This window comes from Clostridium sp. AM43-3BH, assembly GCF_003479985.1.
Lineage (GTDB): Bacteria > Bacillota > Clostridia > Lachnospirales > Lachnospiraceae > Otoolea > Otoolea fessa.
Genome location: NZ_QUIH01000003.1, coordinates 236197 through 259504 on the forward strand (window position 1 = coordinate 236197; position 23308 = coordinate 259504).

20 protein-coding genes are annotated in these 23308 nt (G+C 48.0%); 19 read left to right on the forward strand and 1 reads right to left on the reverse strand.

All coding sequences use genetic code 11. The features are described from left to right. Positions 1-410: 410 nt before the first annotated feature. A complete protein-coding gene (gene nadA / locus DW931_RS06760; protein WP_117796479.1) occupies positions 411-1322 on the forward strand; it encodes a quinolinate synthase NadA in 912 nt (303 codons plus the stop codon). A gap of 123 nt (positions 1323-1445) precedes the next feature. On the opposite strand, the gene DW931_RS06765 is transcribed toward nadA, so the two are convergent. Beyond that, positions 1446-1952 carry a flavin reductase gene (locus DW931_RS06765; RefSeq protein ID WP_107000129.1) on the reverse strand — a complete coding sequence of 169 codons (507 nt, stop codon included), beginning with the start codon at positions 1950-1952 and terminating at the stop codon, positions 1446-1448. A gap of 431 nt (positions 1953-2383) precedes the next feature. On the opposite strand from DW931_RS06765, the gene DW931_RS06770 reads away from it, so the two are divergent. The 18 genes from DW931_RS06770 to DW931_RS06855 all read left to right on the forward strand — a co-directional run bounded on the left by DW931_RS06770 (position 2384) and on the right by DW931_RS06855 (position 23103). Further along, entirely contained in the window at positions 2384-2659 is a 276-nt protein-coding gene (locus DW931_RS06770) for a transcriptional repressor (protein WP_107000128.1), read from the forward strand. 177 nt (positions 2660-2836) lie between these two features. Beyond that, entirely contained in the window at positions 2837-3151 is a 315-nt protein-coding gene (locus DW931_RS06775; RefSeq protein ID WP_022359851.1) for a DUF6110 family protein, read from the forward strand. 105 nt (positions 3152-3256) lie between these two features. After that, positions 3257-5356, forward strand: a complete 2100-nt coding sequence (locus DW931_RS06780; protein ID WP_118468044.1) for a heavy metal translocating P-type ATPase — start codon at positions 3257-3259, stop codon at positions 5354-5356. 327 nt (positions 5357-5683) lie between these two features. Further along, positions 5684-6625: an aminotransferase class IV gene (locus DW931_RS06785; RefSeq protein WP_118468046.1), complete on the forward strand. Its 942-nt coding sequence runs from the start codon at positions 5684-5686 to the stop codon at positions 6623-6625. A 127-nt stretch (positions 6626-6752) separates the two neighbouring features. Beyond that, a complete protein-coding gene (gene nhaC / locus DW931_RS06790; RefSeq protein WP_118468048.1) occupies positions 6753-8162 on the forward strand; it encodes a Na+/H+ antiporter NhaC in 1410 nt (469 codons plus the stop codon). 121 nt (positions 8163-8283) lie between these two features. After that, positions 8284-9621: a Na+/H+ antiporter NhaC family protein gene (locus tag DW931_RS06795; protein WP_243022806.1), complete on the forward strand. Its 1338-nt coding sequence runs from the start codon at positions 8284-8286 to the stop codon at positions 9619-9621. A gap of 53 nt (positions 9622-9674) precedes the next feature. Then, positions 9675-10373, forward strand: a complete 699-nt coding sequence (locus DW931_RS06800; protein WP_118482029.1) for a FadR/GntR family transcriptional regulator — start codon at positions 9675-9677, stop codon at positions 10371-10373. A 39-nt stretch (positions 10374-10412) separates the two neighbouring features. Further along, a complete protein-coding gene (locus DW931_RS06805; RefSeq protein WP_117796442.1) occupies positions 10413-11180 on the forward strand; it encodes a prolipoprotein diacylglyceryl transferase in 768 nt (255 codons plus the stop codon). Between the two features lie 659 nt (positions 11181-11839). Further along, entirely contained in the window at positions 11840-12607 is a 768-nt protein-coding gene (speD, locus tag DW931_RS06810) for an adenosylmethionine decarboxylase (protein ID WP_118482030.1), read from the forward strand. Positions 12608-12688: 81 nt separating this feature from the next. Next, positions 12689-14266 (forward strand): aminotransferase class I/II-fold pyridoxal phosphate-dependent enzyme, encoded by a 1578-nt coding sequence (locus DW931_RS06815; protein WP_270224102.1) that lies wholly within the window; start codon positions 12689-12691, stop codon positions 14264-14266. Between the two features lie 28 nt (positions 14267-14294). After that, complete coding sequence (gene speE, locus DW931_RS06820) at positions 14295-15155, forward strand: polyamine aminopropyltransferase (protein ID WP_118482031.1); 861 nt, start codon at positions 14295-14297, stop codon at positions 15153-15155. Beyond that, positions 15136-16011: an agmatinase gene (speB, locus tag DW931_RS06825; protein ID WP_118626931.1), complete on the forward strand. Its 876-nt coding sequence runs from the start codon at positions 15136-15138 to the stop codon at positions 16009-16011. The genes speE and speB overlap by 20 nt, the downstream gene beginning before the upstream one ends. Before the next feature lie 206 nt (positions 16012-16217). Further along, complete coding sequence (locus DW931_RS06830; protein ID WP_022360539.1) at positions 16218-17420, forward strand: saccharopine dehydrogenase family protein; 1203 nt, start codon at positions 16218-16220, stop codon at positions 17418-17420. A gap of 106 nt (positions 17421-17526) precedes the next feature. Then, positions 17527-18699, forward strand: coding sequence for a carboxynorspermidine decarboxylase (gene nspC, locus DW931_RS06835; protein ID WP_118482032.1), 1173 nt, complete (start codon positions 17527-17529; stop codon positions 18697-18699). Positions 18700-18868: 169 nt separating this feature from the next. Continuing rightward, positions 18869-19867, forward strand: a complete 999-nt coding sequence (gene nudC, locus DW931_RS06840) for an NAD(+) diphosphatase (protein WP_118472026.1) — start codon at positions 18869-18871, stop codon at positions 19865-19867. Between the two features lie 260 nt (positions 19868-20127). After that, complete coding sequence (gene ilvN / locus DW931_RS06845) at positions 20128-20628, forward strand: acetolactate synthase small subunit (RefSeq protein ID WP_022360536.1); 501 nt, start codon at positions 20128-20130, stop codon at positions 20626-20628. 136 nt (positions 20629-20764) lie between these two features. Beyond that, positions 20765-21787, forward strand: a complete 1023-nt coding sequence (gene ilvC / locus DW931_RS06850) for a ketol-acid reductoisomerase (protein WP_118482033.1) — start codon at positions 20765-20767, stop codon at positions 21785-21787. A 125-nt stretch (positions 21788-21912) separates the two neighbouring features. After that, positions 21913-23103 (forward strand): acyltransferase family protein, encoded by a 1191-nt coding sequence (locus DW931_RS06855; RefSeq protein WP_118626932.1) that lies wholly within the window; start codon positions 21913-21915, stop codon positions 23101-23103. The last annotated feature ends 205 nt before the right edge of the window (positions 23104-23308 follow it).

The window sequence follows — 23308 nt, forward strand, 5'->3', positions numbered from 1 at the left end:
GAACAGTGAAAAACACAGCGAAAAACCGTCCGATTTTTGGTTTGACTTTTTGTTGCACAGTAAAATACATTTGTGAAACAAAAAAATTGCATAAATGCATATTGGCTGCTCTGGTTGAAGCGCCGGAAAAGCAGACGTTCAGTCTGTATGTAGATGAATTGCTATATGACAAGACAGATGTAATAAAAAGTGTCAAAATTTCATTGACACAGCTTTTCTCTTAGAGGTATAATCACAGAAGTTTACCGTGTGGAAGCTATATGGACAGAGAAATATGGCGTGGCAAAGATGTCGGATACATAGTAAAGAAGAAAATGAACCGCAGCTGTCGGAAAAATGGTATGGTTTCTGTCAATCGATGGGGATTCGGAAGCGTGAACAGAGCGGTGAAAAAAGGAGAGGGAAAAGAGATGGATCAGGAGATAAAGCAGCGGATCGAGACATTAAAAAAAGAGAAGGATGCCGTGATTCTGGCACATTATTACGTAGATGGAGAAGTGCAGGAGATTGCCGATTATGTGGGCGATTCGTATTATCTGGCGGAGCTGGCGACGACGGTGCCGCAGAAGACGATCATTTTCTGTGGCGTGTCATTTATGGGCGAGAGTGCGAAGATTTTAAGCCCGGAGAAGACGGTTATCATGGCAGACCGGAGCGCGGACTGTCCGATGGCTCACATGGTTGAGGTGGAGAAGATCCGCGAAGTACGCAAAGAGTATCCGGATGTAGCCGTTGTCTGTTATGTGAACTCGATGGCGGAGATCAAGGCAGAATCGGATGTCTGTGTTACCTCATCGAATGCACTCAAAATCGTGAAAAAACTGCCGAACAAGGATATTTTCTTTATTCCGGATGAGAATCTGGGACGTTTTATCGCAAAAAAAGTGCCGGAGAAACATTTTATTTTCAATGACGGTTTCTGCCATGTACATAAGAGTATTCATGCGGAAGATGTAAAGAAAGCAAAAGAGCTGCATCCGGAGGCAGTTGTGCTGGCGCATCCGGAGTGTACCGGCGATGTGCTGGAGCTGGCAGATTTTGTCGGAAGTACCTCCCAGATTATTGATTATGCGACGAATTCGGATGAGAAAGTCTTCCTGATCTGCACCGAGATGGGCGTGTTCTATGAACTGCTGCAGAAGAACCCGGAGAAGAAGTTTTTCTCCGTAGGTCACCGTCAGTTTTGCCCGAATATGAAGAAGATTCATCTGGACAGCGTACTGCGGGCGCTGGAAAATCCGGAAGAGGAAGTGGAGATGGATGAGGCGATGCGGCAGAGGGCGGTTGGTCCGCTGGCGCGGATGCTGGAATTGGCAAAATAAAGGAATAAATAAAGACACAATATAAACAAATAGACCCAAAAGGATCATTCAAAGGATTCCCACAGAAAATGCTGCAAATCAGCGTTTCCTGTGGGATTTAAATTTTAAATGGAGCGGCTCTGCTTATTCAGCCACAACCGCTTTCACAATCTCCGCAATATACATATCATGATAGTCCTTCTCCGGATAGAACTTGCTGTCAGCGTCCTTATCGATAAAATCTGCCGGATTCATGGATGTGCGGTACATTTTGCGGCAGATGAGGATGGTGTCAGCTTCTTCAAATGCCGGTACGCCGTCGATGAAGACCGGGGTCAGGCCGGCTTCCTTGATTTTGTCGTGGTCACGGCCGGATACGGAGCCGCAGAGTTTGAGGGCATCGCGGTGTCCGTCTTTTAAAAAGCTGACGGAGAAGAGTTCTTCTTTGTCTATAAATTCTTTGGTGTAGCGCTGGGGACGGATATAGCAGGTAACAGCCGGTTTGCCCCAGAATACGCCTGCGCCGCCCCAGCTGGCAGTCATGGTGTTGAATTTATCCTCGGTGCCGGCGGTTAAAAGCATCCAGTCGGAACCGATGCGGGTAAACGGGTTAAAATTTAATTCTTCTGGCTTTATTTCTTTGAAGCTCATCGAAAAATCCTTCCTTTCCTGTCTGAATTGATTATTCTGTGAGTACCTTACCATTATCAGAGAAGAAAATCAAATATATTTTCGAAAATTCATTGACAGATGAGAAAAAAAGAGGTAGTCTTTAAATTAAGGTTAGAGACATCTAACTTGAGTTGCGGCATTCTAACCTGAGTTTGTTCATGCTAATTATGTTTTGTTTTTGATGAAACACAATATAATATGAGCACTTAGTGCGAGTCGTATCTAAGGACTTAATGAGGCTGAGCCAGAGGCAAAAGCGGAATTTAGTACTTGCAAAAAGAGTGGCAAGCAGAGTATGCTATATATTTTAAACGAACAGTTAGTCTGCGCTAATAAAAAGCCGGGTTGTGGACGGAAACGGCAGATGTGCGGAAAAATAATTTAGAAGATATGGAAAGAGAGATGATACGATGCAGCAGAGAGAGCAGATTATCAGCGAACTGAAGAGACGGGGGAAACGGATGACCGATCAAAGAAAGATCATGTTGGATGTGATCCTGGAGGGAAGATGGAGCAGTTGTAAGGAGATCTACTACGAGGCATCCAAGCGCGACCCGGGGATCGGCAAGGCAACGGTGTACCGGATGATTGCAGTGCTGGAAGAAATCGGCGTTTTAAACCGTTGCCGCCAGTATTCTCTGCGGAATGAGGATGAGCTGTCAAGTATAACTTCGGATGCCAGTTGATAAAAAATCTCAATAAGGAAAGTTAGGTTTGACTATCATGGGGGTAAGCTGTTACCATCTACTTGTACCTCAGAAATGAGTCATTAAACGCAGCTATATTCGCATTTGAAATGGAATAAATAGTTTTCAAAAATCATATGTGAATATAATTTAGATAATATCAGAGGAGGAGTAATCATGATGGACATTTTCAAATTAAAAAAATTAGGTTTATTTGCAGGCGGCGTTTTGTTCGGAACAGCAGGTGTTAAGATTCTTGGCAGCGAGGATGCAAAGAAATTTTACGTAAACTGCGTAGCAGCCGGACTTCGTGCACGTGATTGTGTGATGACCACCGCTACCAATATTCAGGAGAACGCTGAGGACATCCTGGCTGAGGCAAAGCAGATCAACGAGGCTCGCGGCTATGAGAGCTTTGGTGAGGATGAGGATTTCAACGAGACTGCTGAGGCAACCGAGGCCGCACCGGAGGCTGAGAAGGCAGAGCAGTAATAGCAACTCCAAGAATACATGAATCTAAATAACAGGGGGGCTGCCGCAAGATAGCATGGGATGCTGTCTCGCGGCAGCTCTTCTATAACCGGAGGAAGATGAATCATGAAATTCATTATAAAGCATGAAATCAAAGGAAGAATCCGTATCAGCCTTGCCCGGAAATTCCATACCGTGCGCGAAGCGGATGTTCTGGAACAGTATCTGCTTGGTCTGGACGGCGTGACGGCGGCTAAGGTGTATGAGCGGACAGCAGATGCGGTTATCTATTATAAGGAGGATCGGGAGGCGGTACTCGTACAGGTAGCGGCGTTTGATGGTCAGATTACCGAAAAACAGGAGATGGCAGTTAAAAGCAGCGGACGCGCCCTGAATCAGGAGTACAAAGAAAAGCTGATTCAGAAGGTACTGACCCGCTTTGCGACGAAGACATTTCTCCCGGCGCCGGTCCGTGCGGTATACACGTCCGTGCAGGCGATCCGTTATATCGTGAAAGGTATCCACTGCCTCGTATTTAAGCGCAAGCTGCATGTGGAGGTGCTGGATGCGACGGCGATCAGTGTTTCCCTTCTGCGCCGCGATTTCAATACGGCTGGCTCCGTTATGTTCCTGCTCGGCGTCGGTGAGCTTCTGGAGGAGTGGACACATAAGAAATCCGTTGGGGATCTGGCGCGGAGCATGTCCTTGAACGTGGAGAAGGTCTGGAAAAAAGTGGACGGGACCGAAGTCCTTGTACCGCTTTCGGATGTTACCGCGGGCGACGAGCTGACCGTCCATATGGGTACAGTGATTCCACTGGATGGTGTCGTAGTAAGCGGCGAGGCGATGGTAAACCAGGCTTCGATGACCGGCGAATCCCAGCCGGTCAGAAAAGAGCCGGGCAGCTATGTTTACGCAGGAACCGCGCTGGAAGAGGGAGAGATTACCTTCAAGGTAGAAAAATCCGCCGGTTCCACCCGTTATGAGCGTATCGTACAGATGATCGAGGATTCGGAGAAGCTCAAATCATCCGTTGAAGGCAAGGCGTCGAACCTGGCAGATGCACTCGTTCCGTGGAGTCTGGGCGGTACCGCGCTTACCTATCTGCTGACCCGCAATGCGACGAAAGCACTGTCGATCCTGATGGTTGATTTCTCCTGTGCACTGAAACTGGCAATGCCGCTTGCAGTCCTGTCTGCGATGCGTGAGGCAAGCCAGCATCACATTACGGTCAAGGGCGGCAAGTTTCTGGAGGCTGTTGCCGAGGCGGAGACGATCGTATTTGACAAGACCGGAACCCTGACCAAGGCAAAACCGGTTGTATCCGATGTAGTATCTTTCAACGGCATGGAGAAGGAAGAACTGCTTCGTATCGCAGCCTGCCTGGAAGAACATTTCCCGCATTCGATGGCAAACGCGGTCGTACAGGAAGCGAAAAAACGTCATCTGGTACATGAGGAGATGCACTCGAGAGTGGATTACATCGTAGCGCACGGTATCGCTACCTATGTGGGCGAAGAACGCGTCGTGATTGGAAGCCACCATTTCGTATTTGAGGATGAGAAGTGCACACTGCCGGAGGATGGAAAAGAGAAGTTTGAGAACCTTCCGGAAAATTGTTCCCATCTTTACATGGCAATCGGCGGACAGCTTGCAGCCGTTATCTGCATCGAGGATCCGCTGCGTGAGGAAGCACCGTCTGTCATCCGCCAGTTAAAAGAGGCTGGATTTAAGCGCATTGTCATGATGACCGGCGACAGCGAGCGGACCGCAGCGGCGATCGCGAAGAGGGTCGGCGTGGATGATTATTTCTCCGAGGTACTTCCGGAGGATAAGGCGCGCTTTGTTGAGGAGGAGAAGGCGAAAGGCCACAAAGTTATCATGATCGGTGACGGCATCAACGATTCACCGGCCCTGTCAGCGGCAGACGCGGGCATCGCAGTCAGCGAGGGCGCGGAGATTGCCAGAGAGATCGCGGATATCACGATCAAGAAAGATTCCCTGGATGAAGTCGTGCTTCTGCGTCATCTGAGCATGGATCTGATGAAACGTGTCCATGGAAACTACCGTTTCGTCATCAGCTTCAACCTAGGTCTGATTCTCTTGGGGGTGGCTGGTATCATCACACCGTCTATGTCGGCGCTGCTGCACAACAGCTCGACACTGGCGATCAGCTTAAAGAGCATGACGAACCTGCTGCCGGAGGAAGAGCGGGAAGAGGCATAAAAATGCGCCCTGCTTAGTTGGCTTTTAATAAAATATAATAAAAATAGACGGGCAGAAAGAATGGAGAGGAAATTTTATTCTTTCTGTCTGTTTTTTTTCGTTGAATTGCGAAAAAGTAAAACTAAATACTAGACTATATTCTGTAAAAATCCAACAATGAATCAAATAACATTAGACACATAAATATGTGTTTATAACAGTTATAAATTTTAATATTGACATACAGGAGAAATGTGATATGATCATAGTGTAAATGGACTTACCAATTTACCATTATACCAAAATGACAATCAGAGAAATAAAAAGATAATTGAAGGAGGAACGGATATGTATAAGTTATCACAGTTGACAGAAGATGGTTCTATTATGTTACACGGACAGAAAATTGCAGATACAATCCTTTATGTAAATGGAGATTTTGTTAAAAAATCAGAAGCCGTTATCTCCGTATATGACAGTGGTTTTCAGCATGGAGATGGCGTATATGAAGGAATCCGTGCATATGGACGAAAAGTATACCGTCTGGATGAGCATATCAAACGTCTGTATGAGTCCTGCTACACGCTGGGAATCGATATAGGAAAGACCAAAGATGAGATGAAGGAAATTGTAAAAGAGCTGATTCGTCGAAATCTGGATGCAGGATTTACTGATTTACATATGCGTTTACAGGTGACGCGCGGATTTAAAGCACAGACAGGTATGCATCCGACTTTAAATGTGACGAATGCGTCGATCGTTATCTGTGTGGATCAGAAACCCCCTATTTTCAATAAAGAGGGAATTACGCTGGTAACAACCTGGCTGAAACGCTATTCCCCGTCTTACATGGATCCGAAGATTCATTGCTGTAACCAGCTGAACCAGATTATGGCGGCGTGTGAGGCAATCCGTCAGGGAGCGGATGAAGCAATTATGCTTGACCAGAATGGTTATGTGGCGGAGACAAACTCTACGAACTTACAGATGATTAAAGATGGAGTATTAATACTTCCGACTTTAGATTCACAGCTTCCGGGAATTACGAGAAAAACAATGATTCAGATAGCAAAAGAGATGGGAATGGAAGTACAGGTAAGAAACGTATCTGTTTCAGAGTATTATAATGCGGATGAGGTATTTATCTGTGGTACAGTCGGAGAAGTGGTTCCGGTTAAAATGATCGATGGAAAGAAGATTGGTACACAGATTCCTGGTCCGATAACAGAAAAGTTTTCACAGGAATATAAGAAGATGACAGAAACGCTGGGAGTGTCGATTGATGATTGAACATCATAAAAGAAAGTGCACTCTGTGAGGGAACGGGTAAAACCGTAAGCGTGAGATTCATATAGGGGTTTATAAAGAGGGATGGTAGAAGAGAAACATATGATTCGAGCGAAAGGACGGAATGAATATGAAAGAGAAAAGAAAACCGGGTTTTGGGGCTGCGATGCTTCCAATATTGGTGATGGCGTTCGTGTTGGGAATTGGTTTTGGAAAGTTCAGACTAAGTGTGGAAGTACTCTTACTTGTTTGTTCCTTCTTTACGGTGCTTTTAGGATTGTTTTATGGAACAACCTGGAATGAGATTGCAGATGCGGTTTCGGAAAAGATAGGAAAGTCATTTATGGCGATTTTTATCTTTGTATTTGTTGGAATGATTATCGGAACCTGGATGTTATCAGGAACAATTCCTATGTTGATTTATTATGGCCTGAAGCTCTTAAATCCACAGCTGTTTCTGATATCGGCTTTTGTGATTACAGTAATTGTTTCTGTGTGTACGGGAACCAGTTTTGGCTCAGTTGGAACCGTCGGGCTGGCACTTATCGGAGTAGCTCAGGGATTGGGCGTTAATCTTCCGGCAGCAGCGGGCGCAATTATTTCAGGTGCTTATTTTGGAGATAAAATGTCACCGCTTTCAGATACGACAAATCTGGCTCCGGTAGCAGCCGGAACCACATTGTTTGAACACATCCGGCATATGTTTTATACGACGGTCCCGGCGGCGCTTGTCTGTTTAGTGGTATATTTTATAGCTGGACGTACTGGAATGGTGGTTTCATCGGTCGATGCATCTGCGGCAAATGAGATGACGGAGGGACTCGCTTCTATTTATCATTTTAATGTGTTTTTATTGCTTCCTCTGGTGGTTGTGCTGGTTGGTTCAGCGATGGGAAAACCAACGATTCCGGTTATGTTTACAGCATCGGTTCTGGCAGGAGTGTTAGCGATTGTATTTCAGGGAGCGACGGTTGCAAAGGTAATTTCGGCAGCATATAGCGGATTTTCTTTATCGATGCTGGGGATTGATCCGGAAACAGTGACAGGAAGCATTAAAATGCTGGTAGAGCGGGGCGGAATGACAAGCATGATGGCAACGGTGCTGAAAGTGCTCTGCGCATTTCTATTTGCAGGTGCTATGAGTGCGGCTGGTTTTATGAATGCAATCTTGGAAAAATTGAAAACATTCGTACACAGTGACGGAACTTTGATTCTGGTAACGGTTATTTCAGTCTTGATTATTGCGCTGATTGTTGGAAATGCATATATTCCGATTTTGATGGGCGGAGAATTGTTCAGTGAGTCCTTTAAGGAAAGAAATCTGGCACCGCAGAATCTTTCCAGAACACTGGAAGATGCAGGAACCTGTTCCATTCCTCTGGTTCCGTGGTCAGCGGGCGGCGCGTATATGTCGGGAACGCTGGGAGTCTCTACGTTCGCATATGCTCCGTGGGCAATCTTTTGTTACGCAGGTTTTTGTTTTGCGGTTCTCTGGGGCTTTACCGGGTTTGGAATCAAGAAATTAAACAAGGATAAATAAGACATTTCATTAAGTAAGTCAAACAGATGTAGGATGGGGAGAGAAAAACTGTTCTACATCTGTTTTTCTAATTAAAAGGGTTATTTGAACATTGCAGTGGAAAAAAGAAACAGGAGGAATGATGGGGGCGGAAAAATTAGATAAAAAACGATCGGGAGCTTTGGTGGGAGGAATTTTCCTGATTCTGGCAGTTCCAGTATGCGGAATCCAAGTACCGGTGCAGGCATTCTTTTTTCTTGCATGGATCTACGTGATTCTGTTTTTAGAAGCAAATTCTTATTCTTGGAATGAGCTTCAGGAAGCAATGGTTCATTCTTGCACAAGGGCAGTTTCACCTATCTTTTTTCTTTTATGTGCAGGAGCGATGACAGGAATATGGAATCTGTCAGGTACGATTCCAGGACTGACGTATACAGGAATTTTGTGGATTCGTCCGGAATGGTATCCGGTCACCGCGTATGCAGGATGCTTTCTGTTTAGTTTTCTGACTGGCAGTGTGTTTAGTTCCTGTGGAACCATGGGAATCCTATTTTTAAATATTGGAACAAGTATGGGATATGAAGAGAAAATAGCAGCAGCTGTTATAATAGCCGGAGCATTTTGCGGCTATGGGATTTCTCCGATGTCGGATTTTGTGAATTTACTTTCATCCAGTGTTGAAATAGAACTGGCGAAAACCTTGAAAGCAGAACGAAATAGTATCATTCCAACTATATGCGTTTGTCTGGCAGGCTGTTTTTATGCGGGATGGAAGAATGCAGAACTGGCAGGAATATCGATACAGGAAAGCAGTAAAATGATTCAAATATTCGGGGAAATGTGCCTGGGAATGCCCGTGTATATACCGGCTGCAGTGGTTCTTATATTTATGTTAATGAGAAAAAACGCCATCCATGCGTTGATGGCAGGCTGCGTGTCCGGGATGGCAGTGGCATTTTTTTACCAGAAATATCGATGGCAGACAATTTTGAATGTTTTATGGAATGGACCGGACCAAGGATCCTATTTTCACAGCGGAGGTATCAGCAGCATGGCTGGGACGGTTCTTTTGTTCCTTTTAGCGTTTAGTTTGTTTGGAATGCTTGAAAAAAGCGGGGCGATCCGATGCATGATGCAGCCGTTGTTTAAGTGGGCAGATACAGAGAAAAAAGGAAATATAGCAGCAATTTTATTTGCTTTTGTAGTAAATGTTTTTTCAGCATCGGCGATGTGTTCCCTGGTGATATCCGTCTCCTGCCTGATGCCGGTGTATGATGAAAAAGGCTGTAAACGGGAGAAAATGATTCATTCGCTCTTTCTGGGCGCTTTATACATGAGTCTTCTGGTCCCGTGGCATTCCAATGTTGTAACGCCGATGGGACTGTTGGGAGTAGCACAGGGAGGCGCTTGTATTTTTTGGATTGTGCCGGTGCTGGAGGTTGTCTGCTATCTATTAACATTTGTTTTTTCACATAAATAATGATATAATCGATAGGCGTTAGGGAACGTAAATCAGCAGGAGGGAGACTGAGAATGTTTCAGCCAATCGAAGAAAATGTTTCAGTATATAAGAAGGTAGTCGCACAGATCCAGGAAATGATCATGCACGGCGAATTAAAAAAAGGTGACCGGCTTCCGCCGGAGCGCCAGTTAGCCGAGATGCTCGGAGTTGGGCGACCGGCGCTCAAGCAGGCGATCAGTGCGCTGGAAGTGCTGGGGATTATCCGCAGCCGTCAGGGAGACGGCAATTATATTACGGCGGACACGGTCGAGGTGATCAATCCGCTGGCAATGCAGTTTTACTTAAAAAACGGCAAGATGGATGATATTCTGGAATTCCGCTATATCATGGAGGTGCAGATGGCGTCGCTTGCGGCCGCCAAGATCACGGAAGAGGAGAGCGGGGAGTTTCAGGCGCTGATGGATTCGATGAAAGAGGCGATTGCGGGCGGAGCCGATCTGAAGACGCGCCAGTATTACAATAACCTGTTCCATTTCCGGGTGGTGAACCTTTCTGGAAACCAGCTGATCCGCCTGATTTATTCGAGCATCATGGATCTGGTGTCGGATCAGATCCGCCAGACGGACGGCATGTATTTCTATGAGAGCCATCTGAAGATTTTCGAGGCAATCAAGAACCGGAACCCGAAAGAAGCGGCGTACTATATGGCAGAACACTTCCAGAATAAGTTCCCAAATTATCAGTATTATATGGATGTTCATGCGTTGTAGGAAATTGTAGGAAAGAAGAGAACGGAGGACAAGTATTTCATGAAAAATGACTTATTCACAATCGGCAGCATCACGATCCACGGCTACGGTCTGATGATTGGCATCGGCATTATCGCTGCGTATTACCTGGCAGAGTACCGGGCAAACAAGCGGGGGATGGATGTCGATATGATCCTCTCGATCGCGATCTGCGGTGTTGTATGTGGAATTTTAGGTGCAAAACTTCTGTACTATGTCACAATCTTTGACGAAATTCTGGCAAACCCGAAGAAATTGTTAGATATCAGCGATGGATTTGTTGTGTATGGCGGCATCATCGGCGGCGTGCTGGGCGGCTATGTGCTGAGCCGGATCAAGCATATTTCCTTTTTCCAGTACGCAGATCTGGTCATGCCGTCGGTTGCGCTCGCGCAGGGCTTTGGACGGATCGGCTGTTTTCTGGCTGGCTGCTGCTACGGTATGCCGACCCACAGCCATTTTGCGATCGTGTTCCACGATTCGGACTTTGCTCCGAACAACATTCCCCTGGTTCCGACCCAGCTCATCTCAAGCGGTCTGGATTTTCTGCACTGCCTGCTGCTTCTTTATGCGGCGAAAAAGTGCAAAAAACAGGGGCAGGTGGTATCCCTGTATCTGATCTGCTACAGTCTGGGACGCTTCGTGCTGGAATTCTTCCGGGGGGATTTGAACCGGGGATCGGTCGGATCCCTATCAACTTCACAGTTTATCTCACTGTTTATCTTTGCGGCGGGCGTGGCGATGTTTGTGGTTTGTGGGAAGAGGACAGAAGTACCGTTAGAAAAGTAAAAATTTTTAAATGTCAACCCAAATAAAAATCATTCTTGACATTTTGCCAAAATTGCTGTATGATACCTCTGATATGGAAAATCTTAACATTTTAAGAGTCATCCATGCAAATATATCTGACCACCTGTGAAACAGGGAATGGCCATACGGACAGCCGGGTCAAATGCCGATTGGCAGTGCGAACTGCCCTATTGATTGAGTTAAAAGCTCAATTTTATAAGTTGGTTACTTTACAACCAGTGCTCATGCACATCAACTTGTAAAACGGTCAATAAGAGTGGTAAAAGTAGATATTTGCTATATAGACTCTGAATGTGAGATTTCTGTGGATAAAAAGGTTTTGCAGTATATGCGGTAAATAGAGACAAGGGAAGATTTCGTAGCTATACGGCAGATTTGTAAAAATAGAGTGAAGCAGAAAAAGAACGTTTTGCGGATGATGTGGAGACACGTCATCCGCTTTTTTTCATAGGAAATTACGTCCTATGAAAAAAACGCTCCGCGAGGATGCGCACTCGCGCGAAGCAGAAACATGTCGCAAGCGACCGCGCTCGGCGCGAGAATGTGCCAAGGCACATTCTTTTTTATGTGTAATAGGAAATTCCTTGGAATTTCCTATTACATGATCAACACCATTTATATTTCAGGAGAAGGAAGATATGGATCACAGCGAAAAATTAAAATTATACGGCTTTAATAACCTTACAAAGGCGCTTAGCTTTAATATCTATGATGTCTGTTATGCCAAGACACCGAGGGAGCAGAAGGATTATATTGCCTACATTGATCAGCAGTACAATTCGGAACGTCTGACCCGGATCCTAACGTCGCTGACAGATATGATCGGGGCGCGGGTATTGAGTATTTCCCAGCAGGACTACGATCCGCAGGGGGCTTCGGTCACGCTTCTGATTGCGGAAGGCTCTATGGTGCCGGTGCAGGGGGAGACGCAGGTGGCGCATCTGGACAAGAGCCATGTGACCGTCCATACCTATCCGGAATACCATCCGGAGACCTGTCTGGCGACCTTCCGGGTGGATATCGATGTGGCGACCTGCGGGGAGATCACGCCGCTTTCGACTCTCGATTATCTGATCGGTTCGTTTGATTCGGACATCATCACGATGGACTACCGGGTGCGCGGGTTCACTCGGGATGTGGACGGAAAAAAGCTGTTTATGGATCGTGAGATCCGCTCAATTCAGGATTATATCTCCAAGGAAACGCTGCGGCGCTACGATGTGGTCGATATCAATGTGTACGAGGCGAATCTGTTCCATACCAAGATGATGCTGAAAGAGATCGATCTGCAGAATTATCTGTTTAAGACAGATGTCTATGAACTTCCGCCGACCACCAGGCTCAGTATTATGGACAGCCTGCGGCGGGAGATGATTGAAATTTTCAGCGGAAGAAATGTGTTTTAAAAGAAATGCTTTTTGAGAGGAAAGAGAATGGTTTGACTGGAAAATACCGCGAAAACCAGGGAAATTCGATAGAAGAAACGAATGAGTGATTTTCAGGAGGGACGGCAGATGGAAGAAGAGAGAAGGAATCTGGAGCCGGGCGTCGGACGGAGTGCACGGCGCAGAAAGGAAGCTTCAGGACCGAAAGAAACGGGGGGAGGCAGTCGAAGAGATGACGCGCTGACCCAGGAGCGCGCGCCGATCTATGAGGCGCTGGAAGCATTTCAGAAGATGCGCGTGGTGCCGTTTGATGTGCCGGGGCACAAGAGGGGGCGCGGCAACCCGGAGCTGACGAAACTTTTAGGAGAGACCTGCATGCGGCTGGACGTCAATTCCATGAAGCCGCTCGATAACCTCTGCCATCCGGTGTCCGTCATCGCGGATGCGGAGCAGCTGGCGGCTGAGGCATTCGGGGCGGCACACGCATTCCTGATGGTCGGCGGTACGACATCGGCGGTTCAGAGCATGGTGCTGACGGCAGTCAAGCGGGGCGAGAAGATTATATTGCCGCGAAATGTCCACCGCAGCGTCATGGGCGCCATGGTGCTTGGAGGCGCGGTTCCGGTCTATGTGAATCCGGCGGGTGATAAGAGACTGGGGATTCCTCTTGGAATGCGTGTGGAAGATGTGCGCCGGGCGATCAAGGAAAATCCAGATGCTAAGGCGGTGTTTGTGAATAATCCGACGTATTACGGCATTTGTTCGGATCTGCGCTCGATCGTAAAGCTGGCACATGAGCATGGGATGTTGTGTTTAGCTGATGAGGCACATGGAACCCATTTTTATTTCGGGGAAAATATGCCGGTTTCCGCGATGGCAGCTGGGGCGGATATGGCGGCGGTTTCGATGCACAAATCGGGTGGAAGCCTGACGCAGAGCTCGATTCTTCTGACGGGGCCGGGTATGTCCGCCGGGTATGTCCGCCAGATTATCAATCTGACGCAGACGACGAGCGGTTCCTACCTGCTCCTTTCCAGCCTCGATATCTCCAGACGGAACCTGGCGCTTCGCGGGCGTGAGGCATTTAAGCAGGTGGTGGAGCTGGCGGAGTATGCGAGAACAGAAATCAACCGGATTGGCGGTTATTATGCCTATTCGAAGGAGCTGGTAAACGGCGACAGCATTTATGATTTCGATGTGACCAAACTTTCAATTCACACGCGCGATATCGGGCTGGCGGGGATCGAGGTTTATGATCTTCTCCGGGACGAGTACGATATCCAGGCGGAATTTGGTGATCTGGGAAATATTCTGGCATATCTGTCCATCGGTGACCGGCAGCGGGAGGTAGAGCGCCTGGTCAGCGCACTGGCGGAGATCAAGCGCCGGTTCAGCCGGGATAAATCGACGCTGATGGATTTTGACTATATTGACCCGATCGTGGCGATGTCGCCGCAGGAGGCATTTTATGGAGAAAAAGAATCCCTTCCGATTCGCGAGACAGCCGGGCGTGTGTGCAGTGAGTTTGTCATGTGCTATCCGCCGGGCATCCCGATTCTGACGCCGGGCGAACAGATCACGGAAGAGATCATTGACTACATTGCGTATGCGCTGGAAAAAGGATGTTCAATGACTGGACCGGAGGATCCGGGGATTGAGCGCCTGAATGTGCTGAAATAGATAAGCAGTAGATAGAAAGGGGAAAATTATGAATTTCTGGTTTTCAGAGAATCATACGCCAAATGTAAAACTTTCCATCCGGGTGGATCGCCAGCTTTACAGCGGAAAGAGCGAGTTTCAGCGGATCGATGTCTTTGACTCGCCGGAATTTGGGCGGTTTCTGACTTTGGATGGATATATGATGCTGACGGAAAAGGATGAATTTATCTATCATGAAATGATCACGCATGTGCCGATGGCAGTGCATCCGTTGGTCAAAAAGGTACTGGTAATTGGAGCCGGGGATGGAGGCGTGATCCGGGAGCTGACCCGCTATCCGGAGATCGAGCACATCGACATGGTGGAGATCGACCCGCTGGTGCTGGAGGTCTGCCGGAAATATCTGCCAAAGACAGCGTGCCGTCTCGATGATCCGAGACTCTCGATCCACTATGAGGATGGGCTGAAATATGTCCGCTTTAAGGAAAATGAATACGATCTGATCATCGTGGATTCGACCGACCCGTTTGGACCGGGCGAGGGGCTTTTTACCCGGGAATTTTACGGGAACTGCTATAAGGCATTAAAAGAGGACGGCATCATGGTCAATCAGCATGAAAGCCCGTTTTATGCCGAAGACGCGGAGGCGTGCAAGCGGGCTCATAAGCGGATCGTGGAGTCATTTCCGATTAGCCGCGTCTATCAGGCACATATCCCGACTTACCCGTCCGGGCACTGGCTGTTTGGATTTGCGTCGAAGAAATACCATCCGTTAAAGAATTTGGATGAGACAAGATGGAACCTGCGGGGACTGGACTGCCGGTATTATACGACGACCCTGCATAAAGGGGCATTTTACCTGCCGGCATATGTGGAGGAGATGTTAGAAGATGTTGAAGGCAAATATTGAGACGTTTCTGGCGTGTGACGCCAGCTATGAGAAGGCAGGGATCGTGCTCTACGGCGCGCCGTTTGACTCGACCACTTCGTACCGCCCGGGCACCCGGTTCGGCTCACGGGCGATCCGCTCGGAATCCTATGGGCTGGAATCGTATTCGCCGTACCAGGACCGTGATCTGACCGATTACGCCGTGTTTGACGCGGGCGATCAGGAGCTCTGCTTTGGTGACGCATCGTTGGCGTTAAAGGATCTGCGGGAACGGGCGGCGGAGGTTGCCGGGGATGGCAAGATACCATTTATGCTGGGCGGCGAGCACCTGGTGACGCTGGCACCGGTGCAGGCACTGGCAGAGAAATATCCGGATCTGCATATCATCCATTTTGATGCACACGCCGATCTGCGGGACGATTATCTGGGCGCGAAACTTTCCCACGCCTGTGTGCTGCGCCGCTGCTGGGAAGTCCTGGGAGACGGCAGGATCACGCAGTTTGGTATCCGCTCCGGCGACCGGGAGGAATGGCGCTGGGGAAAAGAACACGTGACGACGCATCCATTTATCGTGGATATGGAAGTCCTTCAGGAAACGCTTCGGAAACTGGAAGGAAAACCGGTGTATTTTACCCTGGATCTGGATGTGCTGGATCCGAGTGTATTTCCGGGAACAGGAACGCCGGAACCGGGCGGAATCAGTTTTGAGGAACTTCGACGGGCAGTCACGCAGATCTGCAGCACGGCACGGATTGTTGGATGTGATGTGAATGAATTATCCCCGGCGCTGGATGCGTCCGGTGCATCGACGGCGGTGGCGTGCAAGATTGTAAGGGAGATGCTGCTGGCGCTGCTGGGAAATCCAAAGATTAGGTAAGAAATGTTTTTGGCGGGTTCCAAGGTCAAAAATTCTCCTGCAAGCAAGCTTGCGTCGAACTTCTGACCTTTTGACCCTGGTATCATCAAATAAAAGTGTGTGTTTGAGACATGAACTGAAAAGTGTTTGAACAAAAGCAAATGTGAAATTTGGATTATAAAATGGAACAAAAACAGAGTACATTTCAGAATACAGGAGGAAAAAAGATGGGAAAAGCGTTAATTATCGGATGTGGAGGCGTAGCTTCCGTAGCAATTCACAAGTGCTGCCAGAACAGCGAGGCATTTGAGGAGATCTGCATTGCAAGCCGGACGAAGTCCAAATGCGATGCGCTGAAAGAAAAATTAGAGGGAACCACCAAGACAAAGATCCAGACCGCACAGGTGGATGCAAACAACGTGGACGAGCTGATTGCCCTGATTGAGAAATTTAACCCGGATGTGGTGCTGAACCTGGCGCTTCCGTACCAGGATCTGACGATCATGGATGCCTGCCTGGCGACGAAGACCCATTATATCGATACTGCGAACTATGAGCCGGAGGACACGGCAAAATTTGAGTATAAATGGCAGTGGGCATACCGTGAGAAATTTAAAGAGGCGGGCATTACCGCACTGCTGGGAAGCGGCTTTGATCCGGGTGTAACCGGCGTATTTTCGGCGTATGCGCTGAAACATGAATTTGACGAAATCAACTACATCGACATTCTGGACTGTAACGGCGGCGATCACGGCTATCCGTTTGCAACCAATTTTAACCCGGAGATCAATATCCGGGAGGTGTCGGCAAACGGTTCTTACTGGGAAGATGGACACTGGGTAGAGACGAAACCGATGGAGATCAAGAGAGAGTATGATTTTGACGGCGTCGGCATGAAGGATATGTACCTGCTTCACCATGAGGAGATCGAATCGTTGGCGCTCAATATGCCGGGAATCAAGCGGATCCGCTTCTTCATGACCTTCGGTCAGAGTTACCTGACCCATTTAAAGTGTCTGGAGAACGTCGGCATGACTTCGATCGAGCCGATTATGTACGAAGGAAAAGAGATCGTACCGCTGCAGTTCTTAAAGGCAGTGCTTCCGGATCCGGCATCCCTTGGTCCTCGTACTGTTGGAAAAACGAATATCGGATGCATTTTCCAGGGTAAGAAGGATGGAAAAGAGAAGAAGTATTACTTATATAATATCTGTGATCATCAGGAGTGCTACAAAGAGGTTGGTTCCCAGGCGATCTCCTATACAACCGGTGTACCGGCGATGATCGGTGCGATGCTGGTGATGAATGGAACCTGGCAGAAACCGGGCGTTTATAATATTGAAGAATTTGATCCGGATCCATTTATGGATGCGTTAAATAAATGGGGACTTCCGTGGAAGGAATCCTGGGATCCGGCACTGGTGGATTAAGATAAAAATGCCTCCATGTAAGAAACTGGTTTTATTTTGCGTTTTTTAGGCGCAGGAAGAGAATGGACAGGGAAGATGGAAGCGAGAAGGAAAGGAAGGAAAACAGATGCAGGAACGGGAGGCGGCTGGGGTTCTCCGGGACACGGAGGCGATCCGCACGCCATTTTATGTGGTGGATGAGACGCTTTTAAAGAAAAATCTGGAAATTTTGAAAGATACGGCAGAGCGGGCTGGATGCCGGATTCTGCTGGCACAGAAAGCATTTTCCATGTATTCGGTCTACCCGCTGATTCGTCAGTATCTGTCGGGAACCGCGGCGAGCGGGCTTTATGAGGCGCGACTTGGAAAAACGGAGTTTGGCGGGGAGACCCATGTGTTTTCTGCCGCCTACCGCCCGGATGAGTTTGATGAGATTTTAAATTATGCCGACCACATCGTTTTTAATACGCCGGGGCAGGTGCTGAAATATGGTGAAAAAGTAAAAAAAGCCGGAAAACAGGCGGGACTCCGGCTGAACCCGGAGTGTTCCACGCAGGAGGGTCACGCGATCTATGATCCGTGTGCGCCGGGATCCCGCATGGGGACGACTCTTTCGATGCTTTCGGAGGCGGGAAACTTTGAAGAAACTATCCTTCCGTATCTGAATGGATTTCATATGCATACGCTCTGCGAGCAGAATTCAGATGACCTGGAGACGACGCTGCGGGCAGCGGAGGAGAAGTTTGGAGCCTGGTTTTCAAAGGTAAAATGGCTGAACCTGGGCGGCGGACACCACATTACGAGAGAAGATTATGATCGGGAACGCCTGATCCGTCTGGTGTGCGGGCTGCGCGAAAAATATGGGGTAGAAGTATACCTGGAACCGGGCGAGGCAGTTGTCTTAAACGCGGGATTTCTTGTGACTTCCGTGCTGGAGACGATGGAAAACGGCATGCAGATTGCAATTCTGGATACCTCGGCGGCCTGTCATATGCCGGATGTGTTGGAAATGCCGTACCGTCCGCCGCTTATCGGAGCGGGAGAAGCGGGCGAAAAGCCGTATACGTTCCGCCTGGGCGGACCAACCTGTCTTTCGGGAGACTGCATCGGGGATTATTCGTTTGATGCACCGCTAAAAGAGGGCGGGCGGCTGGTGTTTGGCGATATGGCACTCTATACGATGGTCAAAAATAATACCTTTAATGGAATGCCGCTTCCGTCGATCGTATACCGGCATGAAGATGGGACAGCGGAAGTGGTGCGGGCGTTTGGATATGAGAATTTTGTGGGACGGTTGTAAGCTTGGGGCGAATCGGGGATTGTATTTTTTTATTAAAAAGAGTAAAATGAAATGACTTGCAGAAAGATTACAAAGAATGTCTGCGAGTACAGCCGTTATACATTGTTACACAGTATGGGAATAACGGTTACACAAGTTTTAGAGAATAAAAGGATAGAGAGATAAAGTTATGATACAGGATATCGCACCACATCGCTATGACAATACATACCACATTCAGAAACCTGGAGCACAGGACTACGTCTTCTGCATCCAGAAAAGCCGGATTCTTCTGCGTGAGACCGTGGAGGAACATGTGCTTACTATCCCGCGCCGGGAGGAGATTGAGGCGGCAGTTCCGGAACTGATGGATCGGGCGGTTTATCTCTTTTCGGTTGATGAGAAGCCGTATTTTCTGGTCAGTGTGCCGGAGAAAGAAGCGGAAGAGATTCTGGCAAAGCTAAAAGAAGGTGCTGGTCAGATGCCTGTTTCAGACAAAAATCATATGGAAGCTGGGAAGATGGCTTCTGGTGCACTGGAAGGGGCAGAAAAAGAGCCGGAGCAGCTTTGCTATGCATGGAAAACGTCAACCGACATCCGTGCGATGGAGCCGATGCACCAGGCATTTGCAGCGATCACGGCGGTGCAGCTGTGGCGCTGGAGACAGAGCCGTCAGTTTTGCGGACGCTGTGGGGCAAAGACGCAGGACAGCCGGACCGAGCGGGCACTCGTCTGCCCGGTCTGCGGTCAGACGGAATATCCAAAGATCTCCCCGGCAGTCATCGTGGCGATCACGAACGGGAACAAACTTCTTATGTCGCGCTACCGCGTCAACCACAGTACCTACCGTGGGTATGCGCTGATCGCTGGATTTGTCGAGATCGGAGAGACATTTGAAGAGACCGTCCGCCGCGAAGTGATGGAGGAAGTCGGGCTGAAAGTTAAAAATATCCGCTATTTCAAGAGTCAGCCGTGGGCATTTACTGATACGGAGATGATCGGATTTTTTGCAGAACTGGATGGGGACGATAAGATCCGGCTGCAGGAGGACGAGCTTTCTGAGGCAGGCTGGTATACGCGTGAGGAGATCCCGGACGATGCACGCCTCATCAGTGTCGGAACCGAGATGAAGATGTATTTTAAATACGGTCCGGACTGGGAGAAAAAGTGGCAGGAACACCAGAAATGATGTGTTGATATATCGTTAATGTACACAGGTAGGCACTTTTGGAACCGAAAGTGCCGTAAGAAAACATGGTGGCAGCAGGAATTTGCCGTATTTAAATGCGGAGCCACGGCAAATTCCGTTACTGGGCACGTATGCGTGAACAGTAATGATATATCTCTGAGGAATACAAAGCATTCCTTTTAATTAGTTGACAAACTGAGAATTGGTTGCTATCATTAAGGCTATACGAACAAGACAGAAGATCAAGGTGGGAAGATTGCATGAGCAGAATTGTGTTATCATTGCTGGTAGATAATACTGCCGGCGTTTTAAGCCGTGTGGCTGGACTTTTCAGCCGCCGCGGATATAATATCGAAAGTCTTACAGTTGGCGTGACCGCGGATCCGAGATACTCCCGTATGACGGTTGTATCGCTGGGCGATCATCAGGTTCTGGAGCAGATTCAGAAGCAGCTTGGAAAACTGGAAGATGTACACGACATCAAGGAACTGCGGGAAGGTCATTCCGTATATCGTGAGCTGATGCTCGTCAAGGTGAGGGCAAATGCGAACCAGCGGATGGCGATCAATGCGATTTCCGAGATTTTCCGTGCGTCGATTGTCGATGTGGGAAAAGATTCTGTCACTGTTATGCTGACAGGCGACCAGTCCAAACAGGACGCGCTGATTAATCTTCTGGAAGATTATGAGATTCTGGAATTAGCCAGAACAGGTCTTACCGGTCTTTCCAGAGGTGCGGATGATATCCGCTATCTGCCATAGTACATCAGTCGATAGACTGGATACAAGGCATTCAACAGGTTTACAAAGTCTGGTCCAAAGACGCACAGAGAGGCGCCGGTCTATGCTTTATAATAAATTTATTTTATTTTTGTTAGATCCAAGGAGGAAATGAAAAATGGCAGCAAAGATTTACTATCAGGAAGATTGTAATTTATCCTTATTAGAAGGACAGAAGATTGCTATTATCGGTTACGGCAGCCAGGGTCATGCACATGCCCTGAACTTAAAAGAGTCCGGATGCGATGTTATCATCGGTCTTTACAAGGGCAGCAAGTCTTGGGCAAAAGCAGAGGCACAGGGATTTAAAGTATACACCGCAGCAGAGGCTGCAAAACAGGCTGATATCATCATGATCCTGATCAACGATGAGCTTCAGGCAGATATGTACAAGAAAGACATCGAGCCAAACCTGGAAGAGGGCAACATGCTTATGTTCGCTCATGGCTTTAACATCCACTTCGGATGCATCAAACCGCCGAAGAATGTCGATGTAACCATGATCGCTCCGAAGGCACCGGGTCACACTGTAAGAAGTGAGTATCAGGCTGGTAAGGGTACACCGTGTCTGGTAGCAGTAGAGCAGGATTACACAGGCAAAGCACTTGACCGTGCACTGGCTTATGGTCTTGGCATCGGCGGCGCTAGAGCAGGTCTTCTGGAGACTACATTCCGTACCGAGACTGAGACAGACCTCTTCGGTGAGCAGGCAGTTCTTTGTGGCGGTGTTTGTGCTCTGATGCAGGCTGGTTTCGAGACTCTGTGTGAGGCTGGTTATGACCCGAGAAATGCTTACTTCGAGTGTATCCACGAGATGAAGCTGATCGTAGACCTGATTTATCAGTCTGGTTTCGCTGGTATGAGATACTCCATCTCCAACACAGCTGAGTACGGCGATTATGTAACCGGACCGAAGATCGTTACCGCTGAGACAAAGAAAGCTATGAAGAAAATTCTGTCCGATATCCAGGACGGTACCTTTGCAAAAGAGTTCTTACTGGATATGTCCCCGGCAGGTCGTCAGGTACACTTCCAGGCTATGAGAAAGCTTGCTTCCGAGCATCCGTCTGAGAAAGTCGGCGCAGAGATCCGTAAGCTTTACAGCTGGAACAACGAGAACGATAAGCTGATCAACAACTAATCGTTTTTCGAATATAGGAAATCTTATACAGGGCTGCTGCAGGTTTGCAGCGGTCCTGTTTTTTGTGTAATAGGAAATTCTTTGGAATGTTCTATTACACAAAAAAGGCACATTTTTTTACATGAATGAGAAAGGAAACGCGGATGAAACGCTATGATGACGTAAATATAATCAAGGCATACGCCTGTCTGGCGGTTTTTGGAAGTCACTGGTTCGGTACATTCGGGAGCTGGGGCAGCAATAAGGTAAATGCGCTGATGGAAATAGGACCGCTTCCCCTGTTCCGCTATGGAACCTTCGGGGTTAGTCTTTTTTTGATGATCAGCGGAATGCTGATAGCCGATAAGGTATATTCCGGGCGGTTTACTTCGTGGAGCTCGGAGATCCTGCGCCGCTATCTGAAACTGACCTGCCCGCTGACGGTCACCTTTCTGCTGGCATATCTATTTTACCGGGGCGGTCTCTTCTACACGGTGCGGGTTGCGCCGCGCCTGGAAAATGAGTGGCTGAGCAACTTTTACAGCTATCTGCCAGGCGGTCTGAAGGCGATCCGCTATGCCTGGTTTGATACAATCTTCAAGGCGGATTCAACGTACTATGGTCCATCCTGGATGCTGACCTACACTTTCATGGGAAGTATTCTGACTCTTGTACTTTCATCCGCCCTCCGGGAAGTAGGAACCCGCCAGAAAATCCTGATTCTGGCAGGTGTCGCGGCAGTGCTGATCGGAATGAACAGCTTTTATATATGCCTGCTTCTGGGAAATGGGATCTGTCTGCTGATGCGGGCAGTTGAGAAGTCCATGAAAGAAAGAGAGCGAAAAGAGAATCTGCTTAAAGATGGAGAAGGAAAATATGGCATCTTTGGTGCTGCCCTCTGGATTTTCAGCATCTGGTTCGTCCGAAAATCTTTCTGGATCGGAACCACATTGGGAGCGCATGGATTTCCAGGTGGACTCGGAACCATGGAATTCTATGGTCATGTTGCTGCATTCCTGATGATTTTAGGCTTCCGTCTCTTCTGGCTCGGCGGTCTGGAGACTTGGCTCCCGGAGACCCTCAAAAAAATTATTCTGTGGATTGGCGAGTATAGCATGGGAATCTTCCTGACACACTGGCTTGTGATTGCCAGCTTTTCCTGTTGGTTTTATAGCATTTATTCTGAGGCGGGAGAGAAGCTGGCGATCGGGGTGAATCTGGTTCTGAGCTGTATTTTAATAGGAATTTGTTCGAAAGTGTATGTCTGGCTGGTAGATGGGAAAATATTTCCATGTGTGTGGAAATGTGCGAAGAATATTTTAAAAGAAAATCGGTAACTGCTCAGTAGGTCTGCGCATTTACTGCGCTGACCGTACGAAAACATGGGCCAGCAGGCAAAAATTCCATTGCCGCAGGCAATTTTTAATGAATTTTTGCGCGTGACTGTGAAGGTACTGAACAGTTACGAAAATTGATAAAAACAGGAACTAAACAGAAAAAGTCCGGCATATGGCAGCTTGACCGCCATGCGCCGGACTTTTT

Bases quoted from the DNA above. Each gene is read 5' to 3' on its own strand.
- DW931_RS06775 (WP_022359851.1), top strand. From the start codon at position 2,837: ATGATGGACATTTTCAAATTAAAAAAATTAGGTTTATTTGCAGGCGGC.
- DW931_RS06780 (WP_118468044.1), top strand. From the start codon at position 3,257: ATGAAATTCATTATAAAGCATGAAATCAAAGGAAGAATCCGTATCAGC.
- DW931_RS06800 (WP_118482029.1), top strand. From the start codon at position 9,675: ATGTTTCAGCCAATCGAAGAAAATGTTTCAGTATATAAGAAGGTAGTC.
- nadA (WP_117796479.1), top strand. From the start codon at position 411: ATGGATCAGGAGATAAAGCAGCGGATCGAGACATTAAAAAAAGAGAAG.
- speE (WP_118482031.1), top strand. From the start codon at position 14,295: ATGAATTTCTGGTTTTCAGAGAATCATACGCCAAATGTAAAACTTTCC.
- DW931_RS06765 (WP_107000129.1), bottom strand. From the start codon at position 1,952: ATGAGCTTCAAAGAAATAAAGCCAGAAGAATTAAATTTTAACCCGTTT.
- DW931_RS06805 (WP_117796442.1), top strand. From the start codon at position 10,413: ATGAAAAATGACTTATTCACAATCGGCAGCATCACGATCCACGGCTAC.
- nudC (WP_118472026.1), top strand. From the start codon at position 18,869: ATGATACAGGATATCGCACCACATCGCTATGACAATACATACCACATT.
- ilvN (WP_022360536.1), top strand. From the start codon at position 20,128: ATGAGCAGAATTGTGTTATCATTGCTGGTAGATAATACTGCCGGCGTT.
- DW931_RS06795 (WP_243022806.1), top strand. From the start codon at position 8,284: ATGGGGGCGGAAAAATTAGATAAAAAACGATCGGGAGCTTTGGTGGGA.
- nhaC (WP_118468048.1), top strand. From the start codon at position 6,753: ATGAAAGAGAAAAGAAAACCGGGTTTTGGGGCTGCGATGCTTCCAATA.
- DW931_RS06770 (WP_107000128.1), top strand. From the start codon at position 2,384: ATGCAGCAGAGAGAGCAGATTATCAGCGAACTGAAGAGACGGGGGAAA.
- DW931_RS06815 (WP_270224102.1), top strand. From the start codon at position 12,689: ATGAGTGATTTTCAGGAGGGACGGCAGATGGAAGAAGAGAGAAGGAAT.
- DW931_RS06830 (WP_022360539.1), top strand. From the start codon at position 16,218: ATGGGAAAAGCGTTAATTATCGGATGTGGAGGCGTAGCTTCCGTAGCA.
- DW931_RS06855 (WP_118626932.1), top strand. From the start codon at position 21,913: ATGAGAAAGGAAACGCGGATGAAACGCTATGATGACGTAAATATAATC.
- speB (WP_118626931.1), top strand. From the start codon at position 15,136: ATGTTGAAGGCAAATATTGAGACGTTTCTGGCGTGTGACGCCAGCTAT.
- speD (WP_118482030.1), top strand. From the start codon at position 11,840: ATGGATCACAGCGAAAAATTAAAATTATACGGCTTTAATAACCTTACA.
- ilvC (WP_118482033.1), top strand. From the start codon at position 20,765: ATGGCAGCAAAGATTTACTATCAGGAAGATTGTAATTTATCCTTATTA.
- nspC (WP_118482032.1), top strand. From the start codon at position 17,527: ATGCAGGAACGGGAGGCGGCTGGGGTTCTCCGGGACACGGAGGCGATC.
- DW931_RS06785 (WP_118468046.1), top strand. From the start codon at position 5,684: ATGTATAAGTTATCACAGTTGACAGAAGATGGTTCTATTATGTTACAC.